At 60.4% G+C, this 14,728-nt stretch carries 20 protein-coding genes and 1 tRNA gene; 4 read left to right on the top strand and 17 right to left on the bottom strand.

Features of this window, described 5'->3' with window-relative positions:
- Positions 1-52 precede the first annotated feature (52 nt).
- From rpsB to Q1A85_RS18125, 4 genes are all read right to left on the bottom strand, one after another.
- Positions 53-850 carry a 30S ribosomal protein S2 gene (gene rpsB, locus Q1A85_RS18140; protein ID WP_299692800.1) on the bottom strand — a complete coding sequence of 266 codons (798 nt, stop codon included), beginning with the start codon at positions 848-850 and terminating at the stop codon, positions 53-55.
- A gap of 367 nt (positions 851-1,217) precedes the next feature.
- Positions 1,218-2,057: a lysophospholipid acyltransferase family protein gene (locus Q1A85_RS18135; RefSeq protein WP_299692796.1), complete on the bottom strand. Its 840-nt coding sequence runs from the start codon at positions 2,055-2,057 to the stop codon at positions 1,218-1,220.
- Positions 2,054-2,815 (bottom strand): GNAT family N-acyltransferase, encoded by a 762-nt coding sequence (locus tag Q1A85_RS18130; RefSeq protein WP_299692794.1) that lies wholly within the window; start codon positions 2,813-2,815, stop codon positions 2,054-2,056. The genes Q1A85_RS18135 and Q1A85_RS18130 overlap by 4 nt, the downstream gene beginning before the upstream one ends.
- A gap of 93 nt (positions 2,816-2,908) precedes the next feature.
- A complete protein-coding gene (locus Q1A85_RS18125; RefSeq protein ID WP_299692791.1) occupies positions 2,909-3,091 on the bottom strand; it encodes a DUF3553 domain-containing protein in 183 nt (60 codons plus the stop codon).
- Between the two features lie 26 nt (positions 3,092-3,117).
- On the opposite strand from Q1A85_RS18125, the gene Q1A85_RS18120 reads away from it, so the two are divergent.
- A complete protein-coding gene (locus Q1A85_RS18120) occupies positions 3,118-3,714 on the top strand; it encodes a histidine phosphotransferase family protein (RefSeq protein ID WP_299692788.1) in 597 nt (198 codons plus the stop codon).
- Here the strand turns inward: Q1A85_RS18120 and Q1A85_RS18115 are convergent.
- From Q1A85_RS18115 to Q1A85_RS18065, 11 genes are all read right to left on the bottom strand, one after another.
- Entirely contained in the window at positions 3,711-4,976 is a 1,266-nt protein-coding gene (locus Q1A85_RS18115) for a glutamate-5-semialdehyde dehydrogenase (RefSeq protein ID WP_299692785.1), read from the bottom strand. The genes Q1A85_RS18120 and Q1A85_RS18115 overlap by 4 nt on opposite strands.
- A 74-nt stretch (positions 4,977-5,050) precedes the next feature.
- Positions 5,051-6,157, bottom strand: a complete 1,107-nt coding sequence (gene proB / locus Q1A85_RS18110) for a glutamate 5-kinase (RefSeq protein ID WP_299692782.1) — start codon at positions 6,155-6,157, stop codon at positions 5,051-5,053.
- The gene (gene obgE, locus Q1A85_RS18105) at positions 6,145-7,179 is read right to left on the bottom strand and encodes a GTPase ObgE (protein ID WP_299692779.1); all 1,035 of its coding nucleotides are present in this window, start codon (positions 7,177-7,179) and stop codon (positions 6,145-6,147) included. The genes proB and obgE overlap by 13 nt, the downstream gene beginning before the upstream one ends.
- A gap of 36 nt (positions 7,180-7,215) precedes the next feature.
- Complete coding sequence (locus Q1A85_RS18100; protein ID WP_299692776.1) at positions 7,216-7,752, bottom strand: GNAT family protein; 537 nt, start codon at positions 7,750-7,752, stop codon at positions 7,216-7,218.
- A gap of 2 nt (positions 7,753-7,754) precedes the next feature.
- The gene (locus Q1A85_RS18095; protein ID WP_299692773.1) at positions 7,755-8,354 is read right to left on the bottom strand and encodes a LysE family translocator; all 600 of its coding nucleotides are present in this window, start codon (positions 8,352-8,354) and stop codon (positions 7,755-7,757) included.
- Complete coding sequence (locus Q1A85_RS18090; protein ID WP_299692770.1) at positions 8,351-8,902, bottom strand: GNAT family protein; 552 nt, start codon at positions 8,900-8,902, stop codon at positions 8,351-8,353. Before Q1A85_RS18090 ends, Q1A85_RS18095 begins: the two co-directional genes overlap by 4 nt.
- Positions 8,899-9,402, bottom strand: a complete 504-nt coding sequence (locus tag Q1A85_RS18085; protein WP_299692767.1) for a GNAT family N-acetyltransferase — start codon at positions 9,400-9,402, stop codon at positions 8,899-8,901. The genes Q1A85_RS18090 and Q1A85_RS18085 overlap by 4 nt, the downstream gene beginning before the upstream one ends.
- A 96-nt stretch (positions 9,403-9,498) precedes the next feature.
- Positions 9,499-9,768 carry a 50S ribosomal protein L27 gene (rpmA, locus tag Q1A85_RS18080; protein WP_189370744.1) on the bottom strand — a complete coding sequence of 90 codons (270 nt, stop codon included), beginning with the start codon at positions 9,766-9,768 and terminating at the stop codon, positions 9,499-9,501.
- A 12-nt stretch (positions 9,769-9,780) separates the two neighbouring features.
- Positions 9,781-10,467, bottom strand: a complete 687-nt coding sequence (locus Q1A85_RS18075) for a 50S ribosomal protein L21 (RefSeq protein WP_299692764.1) — start codon at positions 10,465-10,467, stop codon at positions 9,781-9,783.
- A 173-nt stretch (positions 10,468-10,640) separates the two neighbouring features.
- Entirely contained in the window at positions 10,641-11,414 is a 774-nt protein-coding gene (locus tag Q1A85_RS18070; protein ID WP_299692761.1) for a DUF2059 domain-containing protein, read from the bottom strand.
- Positions 11,415-11,417: 3 nt separating this feature from the next.
- Positions 11,418-12,260, bottom strand: a complete 843-nt coding sequence (locus tag Q1A85_RS18065; RefSeq protein WP_299692758.1) for a DUF2059 domain-containing protein — start codon at positions 12,258-12,260, stop codon at positions 11,418-11,420.
- Between the two features lie 149 nt (positions 12,261-12,409).
- Here Q1A85_RS18065 and Q1A85_RS18060 point away from each other — a divergent pair.
- Both Q1A85_RS18060 and Q1A85_RS18055 read left to right on the top strand, forming a co-directional pair.
- Positions 12,410-12,499: transfer RNA gene (locus Q1A85_RS18060), tRNA-Ser, on the top strand.
- A gap of 373 nt (positions 12,500-12,872) precedes the next feature.
- A complete protein-coding gene (locus tag Q1A85_RS18055; protein ID WP_299692755.1) occupies positions 12,873-13,040 on the top strand; it encodes a hypothetical protein in 168 nt (55 codons plus the stop codon).
- A gap of 102 nt (positions 13,041-13,142) precedes the next feature.
- Here the strand turns inward: Q1A85_RS18055 and Q1A85_RS18050 are convergent, their stop codons facing one another.
- A complete protein-coding gene (locus tag Q1A85_RS18050; protein WP_299692752.1) occupies positions 13,143-13,295 on the bottom strand; it encodes a hypothetical protein in 153 nt (50 codons plus the stop codon).
- Positions 13,296-13,758: 463 nt separating this feature from the next.
- Here Q1A85_RS18050 and Q1A85_RS18045 point away from each other — a divergent pair, with 463 nt between their 5' ends.
- Entirely contained in the window at positions 13,759-14,487 is a 729-nt protein-coding gene (locus tag Q1A85_RS18045; protein WP_299692749.1) for a type VI secretion system-associated protein TagO, read from the top strand.
- On the opposite strand, the gene Q1A85_RS18040 is transcribed toward Q1A85_RS18045, so the two are convergent.
- Positions 14,488-14,727 carry a hypothetical protein gene (locus Q1A85_RS18040; protein WP_299692746.1) on the bottom strand — a complete coding sequence of 80 codons (240 nt, stop codon included), beginning with the start codon at positions 14,725-14,727 and terminating at the stop codon, positions 14,488-14,490.
- Position 14,728: the final 1 nt, after the last annotated feature.

Here is a 14,728-nt window from a genome sequence, read left to right as displayed (position 1 = left end):
TGTGGGATGCGGCAGACCACGGCCCGCCGCATATGTCAGAAGTTCGACGGGCTTAGCTCTCTGCTGGCGTCTCGGCAGCCGCCTCAGCAGGGGCCTCTTCGGCAACCGCTTCTTCAACCGGGGCTTCTTCCATTTCACCCAGATCAACGCCTGCCGCACCCAGTTGGGCACTCATGCCGTCCAGAGCCGCGCGCGCAGCCAGATCGCAATAAAGCGAGATGGCGCGGGCCGCGTCGTCATTGCCGGGGATGATGTAATCCACACCATCGGGCGAACAGTTGGTGTCCACCACCGCCACAACCGGGATGCCCAGCTTGTTGGCTTCGGCCACGGCCAGTGCTTCTTTCTTGACGTCGATGACGAACAGAAGGTCAGGACGACCGCCCATTTCGCGAATACCGCCAAGCGAGGCCTGCAACTTGCCCTGGTCACGTTCCATGCCCAGACGCTCTTTCTTGGTCAGACCCTCGAAGCCTTGCGCGGACTGCTCGTCGATCGACTTCAGACGGTTGATCGACTGGGACACGGTCTGCCAGTTGGTCAGCGTGCCACCGAGCCAGCGGTGGTTCATGTAGTATTGCGCGCATTTCTCGGCGGCTTCGGCCACAGGCTGTGCCGCCTGACGCTTGGTGCCCACGAACAGAACGCGGCCGCCTTTGGCAACGGTGTCACGCACCGCTTGCAAGGCCTGATCCAGCATCGGAACCGTTTGTGTCAGGTCCATGATGTGAATGCCATTGCGCGCGCCGTAGATGAACTGCGACATGCGGGGGTTCCAGCGCTGTGTTTGGTGGCCAAAGTGAACGCCAGCTTCAAGCAGCTGACGCATGGAGAACTCGGGAAGAGCCATGTGTCTATCCTTTTTCCGGTTTTCGCCTCGTCCGGGGTATCAGTGCGGATGCACCAACCGGTGGACATCTGGGGATGTCTCCCCCATCTGCCCGCCCCGAACTGCGGATTGAATGGCCGCGCTTTATGGGATTGCGATCCCAATGGCAAGCCCTGCCCGCCCCCGGTATGCCGAAAAAGAGCGCAGGCCCAGCGTGGCCTCTCAAATTCCAACAAAACACCAGTCAGCACAACCGGCTCAGCAACAATTGCGAAGGCCATGAAAGCTCTTGTGAAACGTCTCTGTCCCCCAAAAAAAATCCCGGGGGAGGCACGCCAGCGCCGGGGGCAGAGCCCCCCAATACTGTCGTCGCGCAGCGTCCGCTGGATCAGGTGTGTTCTGACGCCTCCAGCGTATGCCCACCTCGCACCGCCGCCTCGGCCGCTGCCGCCAATGCTTTGCGGTTTGGCGCATCCGCTGCGCGCAACGCCGGATGATAGATCACCTCGACATGTCCCTGCCGCGGCAAGGCAAGCGTGGACAGCAGATGCGCACCAAAACTCATATCGCCCCACCATCCATAGGTGCGCAGATCGGGTGCGCCGGCGGGCGCATGATATACCGCTGTGACCGGTTGCACATGCAACACCTCATGCAAGCCGTCTGCGAAAAACGGCGCAAAGAGGGTTGTCTTGAACGGCAGCACCCGGAGGCCGTCTGTGCTGGTGCCCTCTGGGAAAAACAACAGCCGTTGTCCCGCCATCAGACGTTCTTCGAACAGATGCGCCTGCACCTTGGCCTGACGGGGATCGCGCGCAATGAACAATGTCCCCGTGGCGCGCGCCAATGCACCAATGCCCGGCCAACCCGCCACTTCGGATTTCGACACGAAATATATCCTGTCCGACGCGTTCAGCACAAAGATATCCAGCCAACTGGAATGATTGGCGACGATTGCGCCGCGCGCGTCCATTGGGCGCCCGGTGCGGTGAAATCCCAATCCCATCCAGAGCAGGCTCAATCGACACACGGCTTGCGTGATCCACGGCGTCCACGGGCGGTGCAGTCCAAAGAGCGGGCGTTCGATCAGCCGCAGGGGCAGCAGCACCACAAGGCCCAGCAGAATCGTCAGGAGGATCGGCAGACCCCGTCGGATGATCCGCATCCAACCCAGTACGCCGGGTGGTGTGGCTGACGGTGGTGGCGCGCCGTCCCATGTCACGGTCATTGCGCGGCCCCATAGATACGCTGTTGGCGTGCCGACATCGCCGCCGTGTCCATGATCAGGCACACATCCGTCGTGTTAAACCCGTGGTCCACATAGGCCCCCTGCCCCACAACCCCGCCCAGACGCAGATAGGCCTTGATCAGTGCGGGCACCTGAACCATGGCCACACGGCGGTCAATCCGGTCTTCGGGCACGATATCCATATCGACACCGTGCGGCGCACGGGCCTGCACCCGCAACGGCTCTGGCGCAAGGTGGCGATGGTGAAGCAGCGACAGCGGCGCCGCCAGCGTGTCAACATCCGTGCCATGAAAGGACGCAACTCCGAACAGGATATCAACCGCATTCCGGGCCACGTAATCCGCCAACCCGCCCCAAAGGTGATACATCGCGGCGCCGCCCCGATAATCGGCATGAACGCAGGACCGCCCAAGCTCAAGCAAACGGCGGCCAGTGGCGCGCAGCGGCCCCAGATCGTATTCATCCTCGGAATAGAATTGCCCCGCCGCCTCGGCCTGCTCGGCGCGCAGCATCCGGTAGACACCCACCAGCGTGCCCACCGCATCGTCCCACAGCAACATGTGGTCGAAATGCGCGTCAAACGCGTCGCGCTCAAGACCTGCCGCGTGATCGACAAGCGGACCACCGCCGCCCAATTCACGCACGAACACATCATAGCGCAGCCGAAAGGCCGCTGTCAGATCGTCATCACCGCGCGCCATCGCGACGCGAAATTCGGGCTCGTGTGTCAGGCTCATCGCGGTGCTCTATCGGTGAGCGCGCGCGAAAGGTAAAGATATTTGCGATGTTCCCGGCATGGTTGCAAATCGTTAACTATTCGGAAAGGATGTTCAGGCATCGAATATGGGAACAAGAGCAATGCGCGTGCCATCGATCACAATTTTTCCGGTGTCCGGGAAATTTACGGTCACTTTTCCCGCGATGTTGCTTTGCACCTGCCCCACGCCCCACTCCGCGTGATCAGGGTGTCGGACCAACATGCCGGGAGCGAGAATGGCGTTCAAATCTTCCATGAAACCTTTGTCCGTTGGAGCGCCGCATGGGCCAGAATAACGTGAATCTCGCGGCATTGATCGGCAGCCGCATTTGCCATGACCTGATATCGCCAATTGGCGCGATCAACAACGGACTGGAACTGCTCAACATGGCGGGCAGCAGTGACGGCCCCGAGATGGAACTGATTTCCGAAAGCGTGGAAAATGCGAGCGCGCGCATCCGCTTTTTCCGCATGGCGTATGGGGCGGCAAGTGCGCAACCCGTCGGCCGGGCCGAAGTTGTGTCGATCCTGCAGGACAACACGCGCGGCAGCCGCCTGACCATGGCCTATGGTCCGCTCGACGCGCAGCCCCGTTGGGCCGTTCGTCTGGTGTTTCTGGCGCTGCAATGTATGGAAACCGCGATGCCATATGGCGGACGGATCGAAGTGTCGCTGACGGACAGTACATGGACCATCACGGGCCATGCCGACAAGTTCAGCGTGGATCCAGCCCTGTGGGAAACGCTGAGCACGGGCATTGTGGACGATCTGGCACCGGCGCATGTGCAGTTCGGGTTGCTGCACCACCACACCCGCGACATCGACCGCAAGATCCGCGTCACCCACGATGAAAACGGCGCGCTGTCGCTGTCGTTCTAACTGCGCACAGTCCCGTCGCCGGTCACCAGATATTTGAAACTGGTCAGTTGTGCTGCGCCCACGGGTCCGCGTGCGTGCATCTTGCCGGTCGCGATGCCAATTTCCGCACCCATCCCAAACTCGCCCCCATCGGCAAATTGGGTCGAAGCGTTGTGCATCAGGATCGCGCTGTCGAGCTCTCGAAAGAACTTGGCGACCGCATCGGAATCTTCGGTCAGAATGCAATCCGTGTGGTTCGATCCGTACGTACGGATATGCGCAATCGCCGCATCAATGTCAGGAACGATGCGCGCGGCAATATCCATATCAAGGTATTCGCGCCCCCAATCCGCATCTGACGCCGCGAGTACGCCATCAATACTCTGCAACGCCACATCGGCGTGGACCCGCACACCCGCATCCATCAACGCGCGCACCACGCCCTGCCCGATGGTTGATGCCACATCGGCATGGATCAGCAGGCATTCGGCCGCGCCGCAAATGCCCGTGCGGCGTGTCTTGGCGTTGAGCACGACTTTGAGCGTTTTTTCAGGGTCCGCGTCCTTGTCGACATAGATGTGCACAATACCCTCCAAATGGGCAAAGACGGGCACGCGCGCTTCGCGCTGGACCAAGCCCACCAACCCCTTGCCGCCGCGCGGTACAATCACGTCAATCGTATCGGTCATGGTCAGCATCTCGCTGACGGCGGCGCGGTCGCGCGTCGGCACCAATTGGATTGCGTCTTCGGGCAGGTTGGCATCGCGCAGACCGGCTTGGAGCGCGGCATGAATGGCCTGCGATGAATTGAACCCTTCGGAACCGCCGCGCAGGATCACGGCATTGCCCGCCTTGAGACACAAGGCACCTGCATCCGCCGTCACGTTTGGACGGCTTTCGTAGATCACGCCCACGACCCCCAAAGGTGTACGCACGCGTTTGATGTTCAGGCCGGATGGCTGATCCCACGCGGCGAGCACTTCGCCCACAGGATCGGCCTGCTCGGCCACGGCGCGCAACCCGTCGACCATGCCGCGAATGCGGTCTTCATCAAGGCGCAGCCGGTCCATCATCGCGTCCGACAATCCCTTGTCGGCGCCAAAGGCCATATCCTTGTCATTGGCTGCGATGATCGCGGTGCGGTTGGCCCAGACATGTTCGGCTGCACCGATCAGGGCCGCGTGCTTGCGTTCGGCACTGGCACAGGCCAGCACGGCGGCGGCCGCCTTGGCGCGCGCACCGATGTCGGCCATGACGGCGGGGATGTTGTCGAGATCTTTCATGCGGAGCGTCCTTTGCAGGCGGTGCGCCGGAGGATTTTATGCCTTCGGCGATGGTATTTTTAGTCAGAAGAAGATCAAAGCGCCATATCATCCCGGTGGATCAGCGCGGCCCTGCCGGGATAGCCCAGCAGCGTTTCGATTTCAGCACTGTGGTGGCCTTTGATTTTATGGGCCTCTTCGGCGGTGTACCGTGTCAGGCCAAGACCCAGTTGATGGCCGTCACCATCAATCAATGCCACCGGTTCGCCGCGCCCAAAGGTGCCGGAGACCGCATGAACACCGGCGGGCAACAGACTGTTTCCACAAGACAAAGCCTTGATTGCGCCAGCATCGAGAGTCAATGTACCCTGCGGTTTCATCGCGGCGATCCAGCGTTTGCGGGCCGAGGCCGGGTCGAGCGTTGCGGTGAACCATGTGGCGTTGGCCCCGTTGGCCAGCGCGTGCAGTGGACGCGTCGCAGCGCCGTGGCAAATGGCCATGGCGCAACCCGCCGCTGTGGCGGTCTTGGCCGCCATCAGCTTGGTTTTCATCCCGCCTTTGGACAGGCCCGAACCGGCGTCGCCCGCCTGATCCTCGATCTCGGGTGTGATCTGGTCGATGATGTCGTAGCGGTGTGCGGATGGATCATCTGCGGGGTTGGCGCTGTAAAATCCGTCCACGTCCGACAGCAGCACAAGTTGATCGGCGCCGATGGTCGCCGCGATTTGGGCCGCCAACCGGTCATTGTCACCAAAGCGGATTTCGTCGGTCGCCACAGTGTCGTTTTCATTGACGATGGGCACGGCGCGCAGGCTGAGCAACTGTTCCAGCGTGGCCCGCGAGTTGAGATACCGGCGGCGGTCGCGGCTGTCCTCAAGCGTCATAAGCACCTGTGCAGTTGTGATCCCGTGGGGTGCCAGCGCCTCTTCGTAGGCGCGGGCGAGGCGGATTTGACCCACGGCTGCGGCGGCTTGCGACTGTTCCAGTGCCAGATCGCTCGCAGGCAGGTTCAGAACGCCACGACCCAAGGCGATGGAGCCGGAAGACACCAGCACAACCTGACACCCCTGCCCGGTGAGCCATGCCACATCCTCGGCCAGCCCGGCCAACCAATCCTGCCGCAGCGCGCCGGTGTGGCGGTCGACCAGCAAGGCCGACCCGATCTTGACCACGAGCCGCCGGGCATCGGTCAGGGACGCCACGGTTCAGCCTCTTCTGCGGGACGGTGGCGCAGGCGGTCGTCGTCGATCTGGTTGCGCACGGTGCGCAGCACCTCTGTCACACCTTCGCGCGCGACAGAAGACATCATCATTACGGGTCCGCCGCTTGCTGTTTCCAATTTAGAACGGGCGCTTGCACGCTCTTCTTCATCCAGTGCGTCGATCTTGTTGAGCACCGTCACGCGTGGCTTGTCGGCCAGATCGCCGCCGTAGGCCTCAAGCTCTCCGATGATGGTGGCGTAATCCTCTGCCACCGTGTCGGAGGTGCCGTCCAGCAGATGCAACAGCACCGCACAACGTTCCACATGGCCAAGGAACAGATCGCCCAAGCCGCGCCCTTCGGACGCACCTTCGATCAGGCCGGGGATGTCGGCCACGACAAATTCCGTGTTGTCGACGCCCACAACGCCCAGATTGGGGTGCAGCGTGGTGAAAGGATAATCCGCAATCTTGGGCCGTGCATTGGAGGTGGTGGCCAGGAATGTCGACTTGCCCGCATTGGGCAGGCCCAGCAGACCCACGTCGGCAATCAGCTTGAGCCGCAGCCACAGCGTGCGCTCCACCCCCTCCTGCCCCGGATTGGACCGGCGCGGGGCCTGATTGGTGGCGGATTTGAAATGCAGGTTGCCCCAGCCGCCATTGCCGCCGCGCGCCAGTTCGACCGTGTCGCCCACATTGACCAGATCGGCGATCACCGTTTCCTGATCCTCGTCGAGGATCTCGGTCCCCGCAGGCACGCGCAGCACGATGTCATCGCCATCCTTGCCGGTGCGCTGACGGCCCATGCCGGGCTGGCCGTTCTTGGCGAAAAAGTGCTGCTGGTAGCGGAAATCAATCAGGGTGTTGAGCCCGTCCACCGCCTCTGCGATGACCGACCCGCCCTTACCACCATCACCGCCGTCGGGGCCGCCATATTCGATGTACTTTTCACGGCGGAACGAGATACACCCGTTTCCGCCCGCGCCGGAGCGGATGTAGACTTTGGTCAGGTCAAGAAACTTCATGGACGGCGTCCTAACGTGGGGGCACCGCCCCCGCAATCACAGTTTACGGCTATAGGTCCACGTGGGCACATTGGCATCCCGCGCGACCGAGTAGTTTTCGGCGTCGCCAAGGTACTTGAACCCGCAATGGGTCAGGACACGGGCCGAGGCCGGGTTGTCCTGAAAGACACTGGCGAACATGGTGTCGTTCTGCATTGGATTGGTCTGCACCAGCGCCTCGACCGCGTCGGAGGCCAGACCCGTGTTCCAGAAATGGGGCGCGACCCAGTAGACCACTTCGGACTGGTTCCGATCCAGACGGCTGAGCGAGATCAGCCCCATCACTTCGGCCCGGTCTGATTTCAGCCCGTCCATTATCCACACGTCCTCTTCGCGGTCGTCGGCCATGGCGCGGGACACAAAGGCTTCGGTGCTGCCCGGCGGGATCGGGTGTGGGATCGACGTGGTCATGCGCGCGACACGCAGATCACTCGTATACATTTCGATCAGGCCCATGTCGGACTTGCGCACGGGGCGCAGATCGAACCGCTCCGTCTCGATCACCGTTTGTGCCACGATCTTTTCCATCTCCATTGCTATGTCCCTCCTCCGAACAAAACAAACAGGACCGATGCGACCGTCAGGGCCGCAAGGGTATACATCAGATAGGGTTCGCTGCGCGTCCCCGCGAGGGTGCGCGCGATGCGGTCTCCGGCAAGTGTCCAAATCGGGTGCAAAAGCACCTGACAGGCGAGCAATATGCCGCCAATGGTTGCCGTCGCGATAAGAGGGTCTGTGCCCGGCGCCACAAATCCGGTGAACCCTGCGACGATCATGGCCCATGCCTTGGGATTGAGCGGGTGTACGATCAGCCCTGCGGCAAAGCCCGGCGCGCGTGCCTCGGCTTTGGTGTTCAGGCGCAGATTGGCCACTTTCCAAGCGAGCCAGATAATGTAGGCCGCTGACACCCATTTGAGTGTTTCGAAGATCCACGGCGCGCGGTCGGCCAGTTCCATCAAGCCAAAGCCCACAGGCCAGATCACGAATTGCTTGCCCAAAGCGACACCGGCCACAAAGGGCAACGCGGTGCGAAATCCGAACCGCGCCCCGGTGGCCAGCAACGCCATGTTGGCCGGTCCCGGCGTGCCCACCTGACTGGCCGCGAACACGGCAAAGGACAGGGCCGCGACGCTCATGACAGCCGCGCCAGATCGCGGTCGAGCAGGCCCATGATCAGGTCATCATGCCAGTCCGAACCGATGATGGCGGATTCGCGTTCGCGCCCCTCTACGACAAAACCCACCTTTTCATATGCCGCAATGGCGCGGGTGTTGAAGTCCAGCACGCGACATCCCAGCCGGTGCAGGCCCATGTCGTCAAACGCGTGTGCCGCCAACAGTTGCATGGCTTCGGTGCCAAGGCCCTTGCCCAAGGCCGCCGGGTCCAGAATGCCAATGGCAATCTGGGCGCGCTTGTCCACCGGGTTCACACTGTGCAGGCGGATCGCACCAATCAGTGCGCCATGCGCCTCGATCACCCACGCGTGCATCTCTGCCCGCTGAGCGTCGACCCAAGCCTGTGCCGCGTCGCGGGTGATGTCGCGCACCTGTGCAGGATCGCCGCCGAACATGCGGACAATGTCGGGTGTGTTGCCAAGGGCAAACCGCCCATCGACATCGCCATCGGCCACATCGCGCAAGGTGACGCGGGGGCCCTGTAGGATCGGTTTGGATGCTGTGTTCATGTCTGCGCCTCCCACATATCTTGGGTCAGAACCATGCGTTGCAACACATGCCGGTCGCCGGTTGCAGGGCATTTGGCCTGCTCCTGCGACGTGCGGACAAAGCCGAGCTTTTCCAGCACGCGGCGCGACGCGACGTTTTCAGCGAAATGGCCGCTGTCCAATTCTGAATGGCCCAAGCCAAAGTGGCGGGCGACCATGGCCCGCGCCGCCTCGGACGCATATCCACGGCCCCAATGGTTCTGGCCCAGCCAATAACCCAACTGCGCCTGCGTGCCGATGCACCCCACGACCTGATCGCCCACACAAATGACAAAGGTGTTGCTGCCGCCCACCGCGACGCGACCGACAAAGTCCTGCGCATCCTGCAATGTGTACGGGTGCGGCACGCGCGTCAGCCAGCGCGAGACCTCCAGATCGCCCACCAATGCCGCAATCGTCGCCGCATCCTGCATCCGGGGATGGCGCAGGGTCAGGCGTTCGGTTGTCATGTGGTCTGTCATCAGACCGTCCTCGCTTTTTGCGGGAAATGGCGGAAACGAAAAAGGGACCGGCGTTTCCGCCGATCCCTGATTTTGTCAAAACCCTCTGGGTACGGCTTATTCTGCAGCCTCCGCTGCCGGGAGCACGGAAATAAATGTGCGACCCTTGAGGCCTTTGTGGAAGGTTACGGCGCCATCGACTGTTGCAAAGATTGTGTGATCTTTGCCCATACCAACGCCTTCGCCGGGCCAGAACTTGGTCCCGCGCTGACGCACGATGATATTGCCGGGAATGGCCGCTTGGCCACCGTAGAGTTTCACGCCAAGACGGCGGCCCGCGGAGTCGCGACCGTTCCGGGATGAACCGCCTGCTTTTTTATGTGCCATGCGTCTCTCTCCTTAGCCTTGTGTCTTTTCTTTGGCCTGTTCGATCCAGCCTTCACGCTCGATCCGGCCTTTGAAAGACAGTATCTCGTCCATAGCAGCCACATCCTCGGGCGTCCATGCTGCGATCTGCGCAAAGGTGGTCACGCCAGCTTCGTGCAGTTTCTTCTCAAGCGCGGGGCCAACGCCCGACAGTTGCTTGAGATCGTCCGCGCCCGCGTCCGCCTTGGCGGCTTTCTTGGGGGCGGCTTTCTTTTCTTCGGCCTTCGGGGCGTCGGCTTTGGGTGCCTCTGCCTTTTTGGCTTTCTTCGGAGCGGCGGCAGGGGTTGCAGCGGCAACGCCAAAACCTGCGCCGTTTTCGGCAGCCATCACACCGGATTTACCTGCGCCCTTGGCGAGGATGTCGGTGATCCGCACCAGCGTCAGTTGCTGGCGGTGGCCCTTGGTGCGCTTGGAGCTGTGCTTCCGGCGGCGCTTGACGAAGTTGATCGTCTTTGGGCCTTTGATCTGTTCGATGACTTCGGCCTGAACGCCTGCGTCCTCGACCACGGGGCTGCCGACCTGCGGCGCATCGCCACCGATCATGAGCACATGGTTGAATTGGACGGTATCACCTGCATTTGCGGCCAGTTTTTCAACGCGGAGCGTGTCGCCCGATTGAACTTTGTACTGTTTGCCGCCGGTTTTAAGAACCGCGAACATATTTCGTTCCTTTGTCTGCCGCGTCCTGTGGCCCCGGGGTCCCCCGGCGTTTCGGCATCAGCCGCCTCGAACAGCGTGCCCCGCAGGGGGCAGAGTTGAATCAAAAACCGCCAGCGCATAGCACTGGCAGGGATGCGGGCTTATCCGCGCATCATCACAGCAAGTCAAGGGGCCTAGAGATCATTCTGCGGTAGCATCCGCCCGACCAACTGACCCAAGCCATGGGACAAGGTCACATAGCTTTGTTCAAAGGCCTGCGACAGCGCGGCATCCACCCCCTGCCCGACATCCGTTTCCCAGAATGCGGCATAGGTGTCGAGGTCGTCCTCCTGCAACGCTGACGCCACCAGCATGTAATAGCCTGTGATCCACGCACGGGTGTCCTCGGCCACGATACCGCGCTGGCCTTCTATCTCGGGGGTGTCGATCCCCGGTGCGGCGACCGACAGTCCGTCATAGAACGCAAACCGTGCCGCGATTGCGATGTCTGTGTTCACCTCCACCAGATCGCGCACCGAGATCAGGCGCAGAACGTCAGCGCTTGCCGTATCGCTGGCCGCCTTTGCCGCCTCCTCCAGCACGTCATCGACCATCGCCCTGCGCGCTTCGACCTCGATGGCGACGATCCGCTGACCCTGATCGCTGTCAAAGAAGACAACCGCCTGACGTGCGTCCTGCGGGTCCAGCCGTTCGCCAAATTGCGCGCGCAGTTCGGTTTCCAGCCGCGCCGGATCGTATAGCCGCTGTGCCGTCTCGACGAACACATCGCCGCCCTGTCCATCAAGAAATCCGGCATTCAGATCGGGGATCGTCTGTTGCCCATCCTTGGCAAAGGCCGCAATCAGTCCCGGAATGCCCATCGCATCGAACAACTGGTCACTGGCGCTGTCCGCCTGCGCGGCCAATGCTGTCAGCCAAAGTGCAGTTGCGAGAGCCGCCGCGCGCATCCCCTACAACTCCTGACTGGGTTGCAGGTCCTGCATTTCGATGGCCAGCGCTTCGAACCGATTGGCCATAATCTCGTATTGGACCGCGTTCATCAGGTCATAGACTTCGCGCATCTTGGGGTGTTCCAGCGCTTTGGCGTATTCAAGCACCTCTTGGTCCGAAAACGACTGGTAGGTATAGGCCGCCCCGGTCATTGCACCCTCGGCGATGCTCTCTTCGAGTATTTCCTTGTCGTTGCTCAGCAATTCGCGCAGGTCGCCCTCTTCCAGTTGCAATTCGATCACGCCCGCCCCCGCGGCGGCCATGAGAAAACGCACCTGCACCTCCTGAATGGCGCGCACGGCAACACCGGCGGAATCCGATGCGGCGTTCATCCGCGCCAGATAATCGAGCCGCGGGCTCTTGATGCTGGTCAGGCCTGCGATGATCGCGGCGCCGCTTTCATCCTTTACTTCACCCTCTTCCTTGAGATGCGAGGCGTTTTCCGCCACAACCAGCCGCTTGCCAAGATCAGTGGCATAGAAGTCGGCGGCATGGGTCAGCAGGTCGTCACTCAGCGTCTTTTCAAGGATATCGAGTGCCAGATCATGCATCACTTTGGTGTCAAAAACCTCATTGGTGAGCCGTGTCCATTCAGAGCCGAAATCTTCCGCCTGCATCCCCAGCATGTCCGGTGCGGATTCCGCAGACAGCCGAATGCTTTCCAACGCGACATCGAAACCGGTCACTTCGAGAAACGCTTCCAGCTTGGCCCGGTCCGCTGCATCCGCGAGGCGCGGCATCAGAACAAGAGCGAGGGCAAAGACCAAAGAAACTGTGACAAAACGCACGGCGTGCATGGGCATCCTTTCGGGACAGAGGTTCGTTAACGATTGGTAAAAGCCTATGCGAAAAAGTGCCCGCGTCCATCAAAATCCTCGTGAAAGCGTTAACAGGCAAAAACCGCCTTGCCTCTGGTCGGTCTTGGCTCTAAACGCACCGGACAGACCCCCGCGGAGAGGTGCCGGAGTGGTCGAACGGGGCGGTCTCGAAAACCGTTGTGGGTGCAAGCCCACCCAGGGTTCGAATCCCTGTCTCTCCGCCAAAGACTTCATTAAGACATTGAAAATCATAGAAAATATTTTTCCAAATGGATCGAGGTCCACCTGAGGTCCACTTTTGTACCCATTGCGAGCGACGTTTAGTGACGTCGCGTAACGGTTAGAGGCAAATCAGTTGAACGGACCGAAATGGCCCACCTTCGTCCCTGACGACTTGCGCGACGCGTTGGCTGAACTCGAAAGATGGCGTTCGACCCCGACCGCGCAGGACATTTACAGCGTCGTAAAAGACTGGGCCGAACGACGCGAGATACCACCGCCGGATCGAGACTAAACAACTTTCGCCGCACAAGTGCCCCGCCGTCTGCAATCCCTTTTGCAGGCGCAATGTCGCGCCGCAACACAAGGAAAATCGAAATGAAACAAGTGGTGTTTTTCGGCGCTGACGCGCGGCGCTTTCACGACGCACATGCGACCGGCGAGCTGTCGACCCCGATGGGTCTGATTGAACGCGTGCAAGACAAGCGCGATGAAATCGGATGCGTTGTCGAGTGCATAGCTTGGGTCTTGTGCGACCCGGTCTAGTTCGACCACACGCCCCCTGAAGCGGCCACACGCGGCTTCAGGGGATACGGGAAGGCAATCAGCGCAAGGGCCTCTGTAGGCGCGTTTACACGCCCTTGTCGATCACTTCACGAGAACACGTATCGCAAAGTCGATCAGCATTCGCGCCACATCGGGTGAGTTTGTCAAAATTGAAGTGACGACAGGTTCAAAGTCGGCGTCGTCTATGTGTTCGTTCACTTCGCGGCGCAGTCGGTCGAGGTCGATATGGTCCATGTCCGTTGGTCCTTTGTTGATAGATCGACCTGCATTGTCCCGCGTCGATCAGGACCGCGACAATCGGTGAAAAATCAGCCATCGGAACTGAAAGTGAGAAACACCCCCGGAACTGCAATTCACCACGCGTGATGTATCGACGATTTTCATCACAAAGCGTGATAAGACGATTTTTTACAAAAATTCGCGTTGCTAGTGGGGGCCGGTCGTTGACCGCAAGGGTCTGCGATTATTTGCCCCCCTCCCCTGATCGTTCGCGCAAACCAAACGCCGCTCGCATTCTACGCTGAAGCCCAAGCTCGATATGATCGAAGACGTATTTCAGCAGATGGCTGATGGGTTGTTCGGATCACTGGATACGCAGCACATGTTCAAACGGTATTGCTCGCAAGTACCTTGATCCTGTTCGTGTGCACGGCCAGAAATGCAACCATAAAGAGTTGTACGGAAGGGAACAAACGTCATGAGAACGACAATTGCAGCTATTGCCTTGTGTACTGTTGCCGGTGCCGGCTTGGCCGGGGCGACTGACGCGCAGTTGAACGCATGTGCTGCGAAAGAAACCGACGCTGACAAGCTAACCTGTTACACAGCCCTGTCGCCTACACCGAAACCTGCACCTGAACCTATAGCCGGTGCCGAAATCTGTGACGTTCAGTTTCCGAACAAAGGCGAGACGCACGCTATGTGCGTTCGCAAGGTTGCAGAGAGCGCCGCAAAAGCAAATGACGCGAAGAACGGAAAAAACACGGGTCGCTGGTCGATCAGAACGAGTACCAACGCAATTGACGACAGCAAAATTGTGCTTGTTTCAACAAACCGCAGCGTTGTCGGATCGGACAATTACGGCAACAGCATCACCGCTAGTGTATTGCTCCGGTGCATGGAGAACACGACTTCACTGATCCTAAACACAAGTGAATTTATGTCAGATACACAGGGCTTCGGACGCGTCGACTTTCGAGTGGACGACAAGAAAGCGCAGAGGCTGAACATGATCGGCAGCACCGACAATCGTGCTCTGGGCCTTTGGAACGGACGGCGTTCGATACCGGTGATTAAGTCTATGTTCGACGGCGAGAAGCTGACACTGCGATTTACGCCCTACAACGAAAACCCGATCACAGCGACATTCAATATTCAGGGCGTCGAAAACGCCGTGGCTGAACTGCGCGAGACGTGTAACTGGTGATCAGTTCAGCTTGCGACGGTCCGCGTTGACCGCTGCAATCGCGTCCGACGTTTCGATTAGAGCGTCACAGAACGCGTCGCTCGTCCCCTGAAGCGTTGCAAGGGCTGCACGGCACTGTTCGTCGCGCAGGACCGCCCCAGCGGCGTTACGATCCGACGCAGGGTTCGACAGGGCTATTCCGATCCGCATCAAAAGGCCCGCAAGGTTTTCGTGTAAACCAAGGCTTTCCGCAACAGTCATT

The organism is uncultured Tateyamaria sp. (assembly GCF_947503385.1).
GTDB lineage: Bacteria > Pseudomonadota > Alphaproteobacteria > Rhodobacterales > Rhodobacteraceae > Tateyamaria.
Note: the sequence above shows the minus strand (reverse complement) of the source record. Positions and strands in the feature narration are given on the sequence as shown.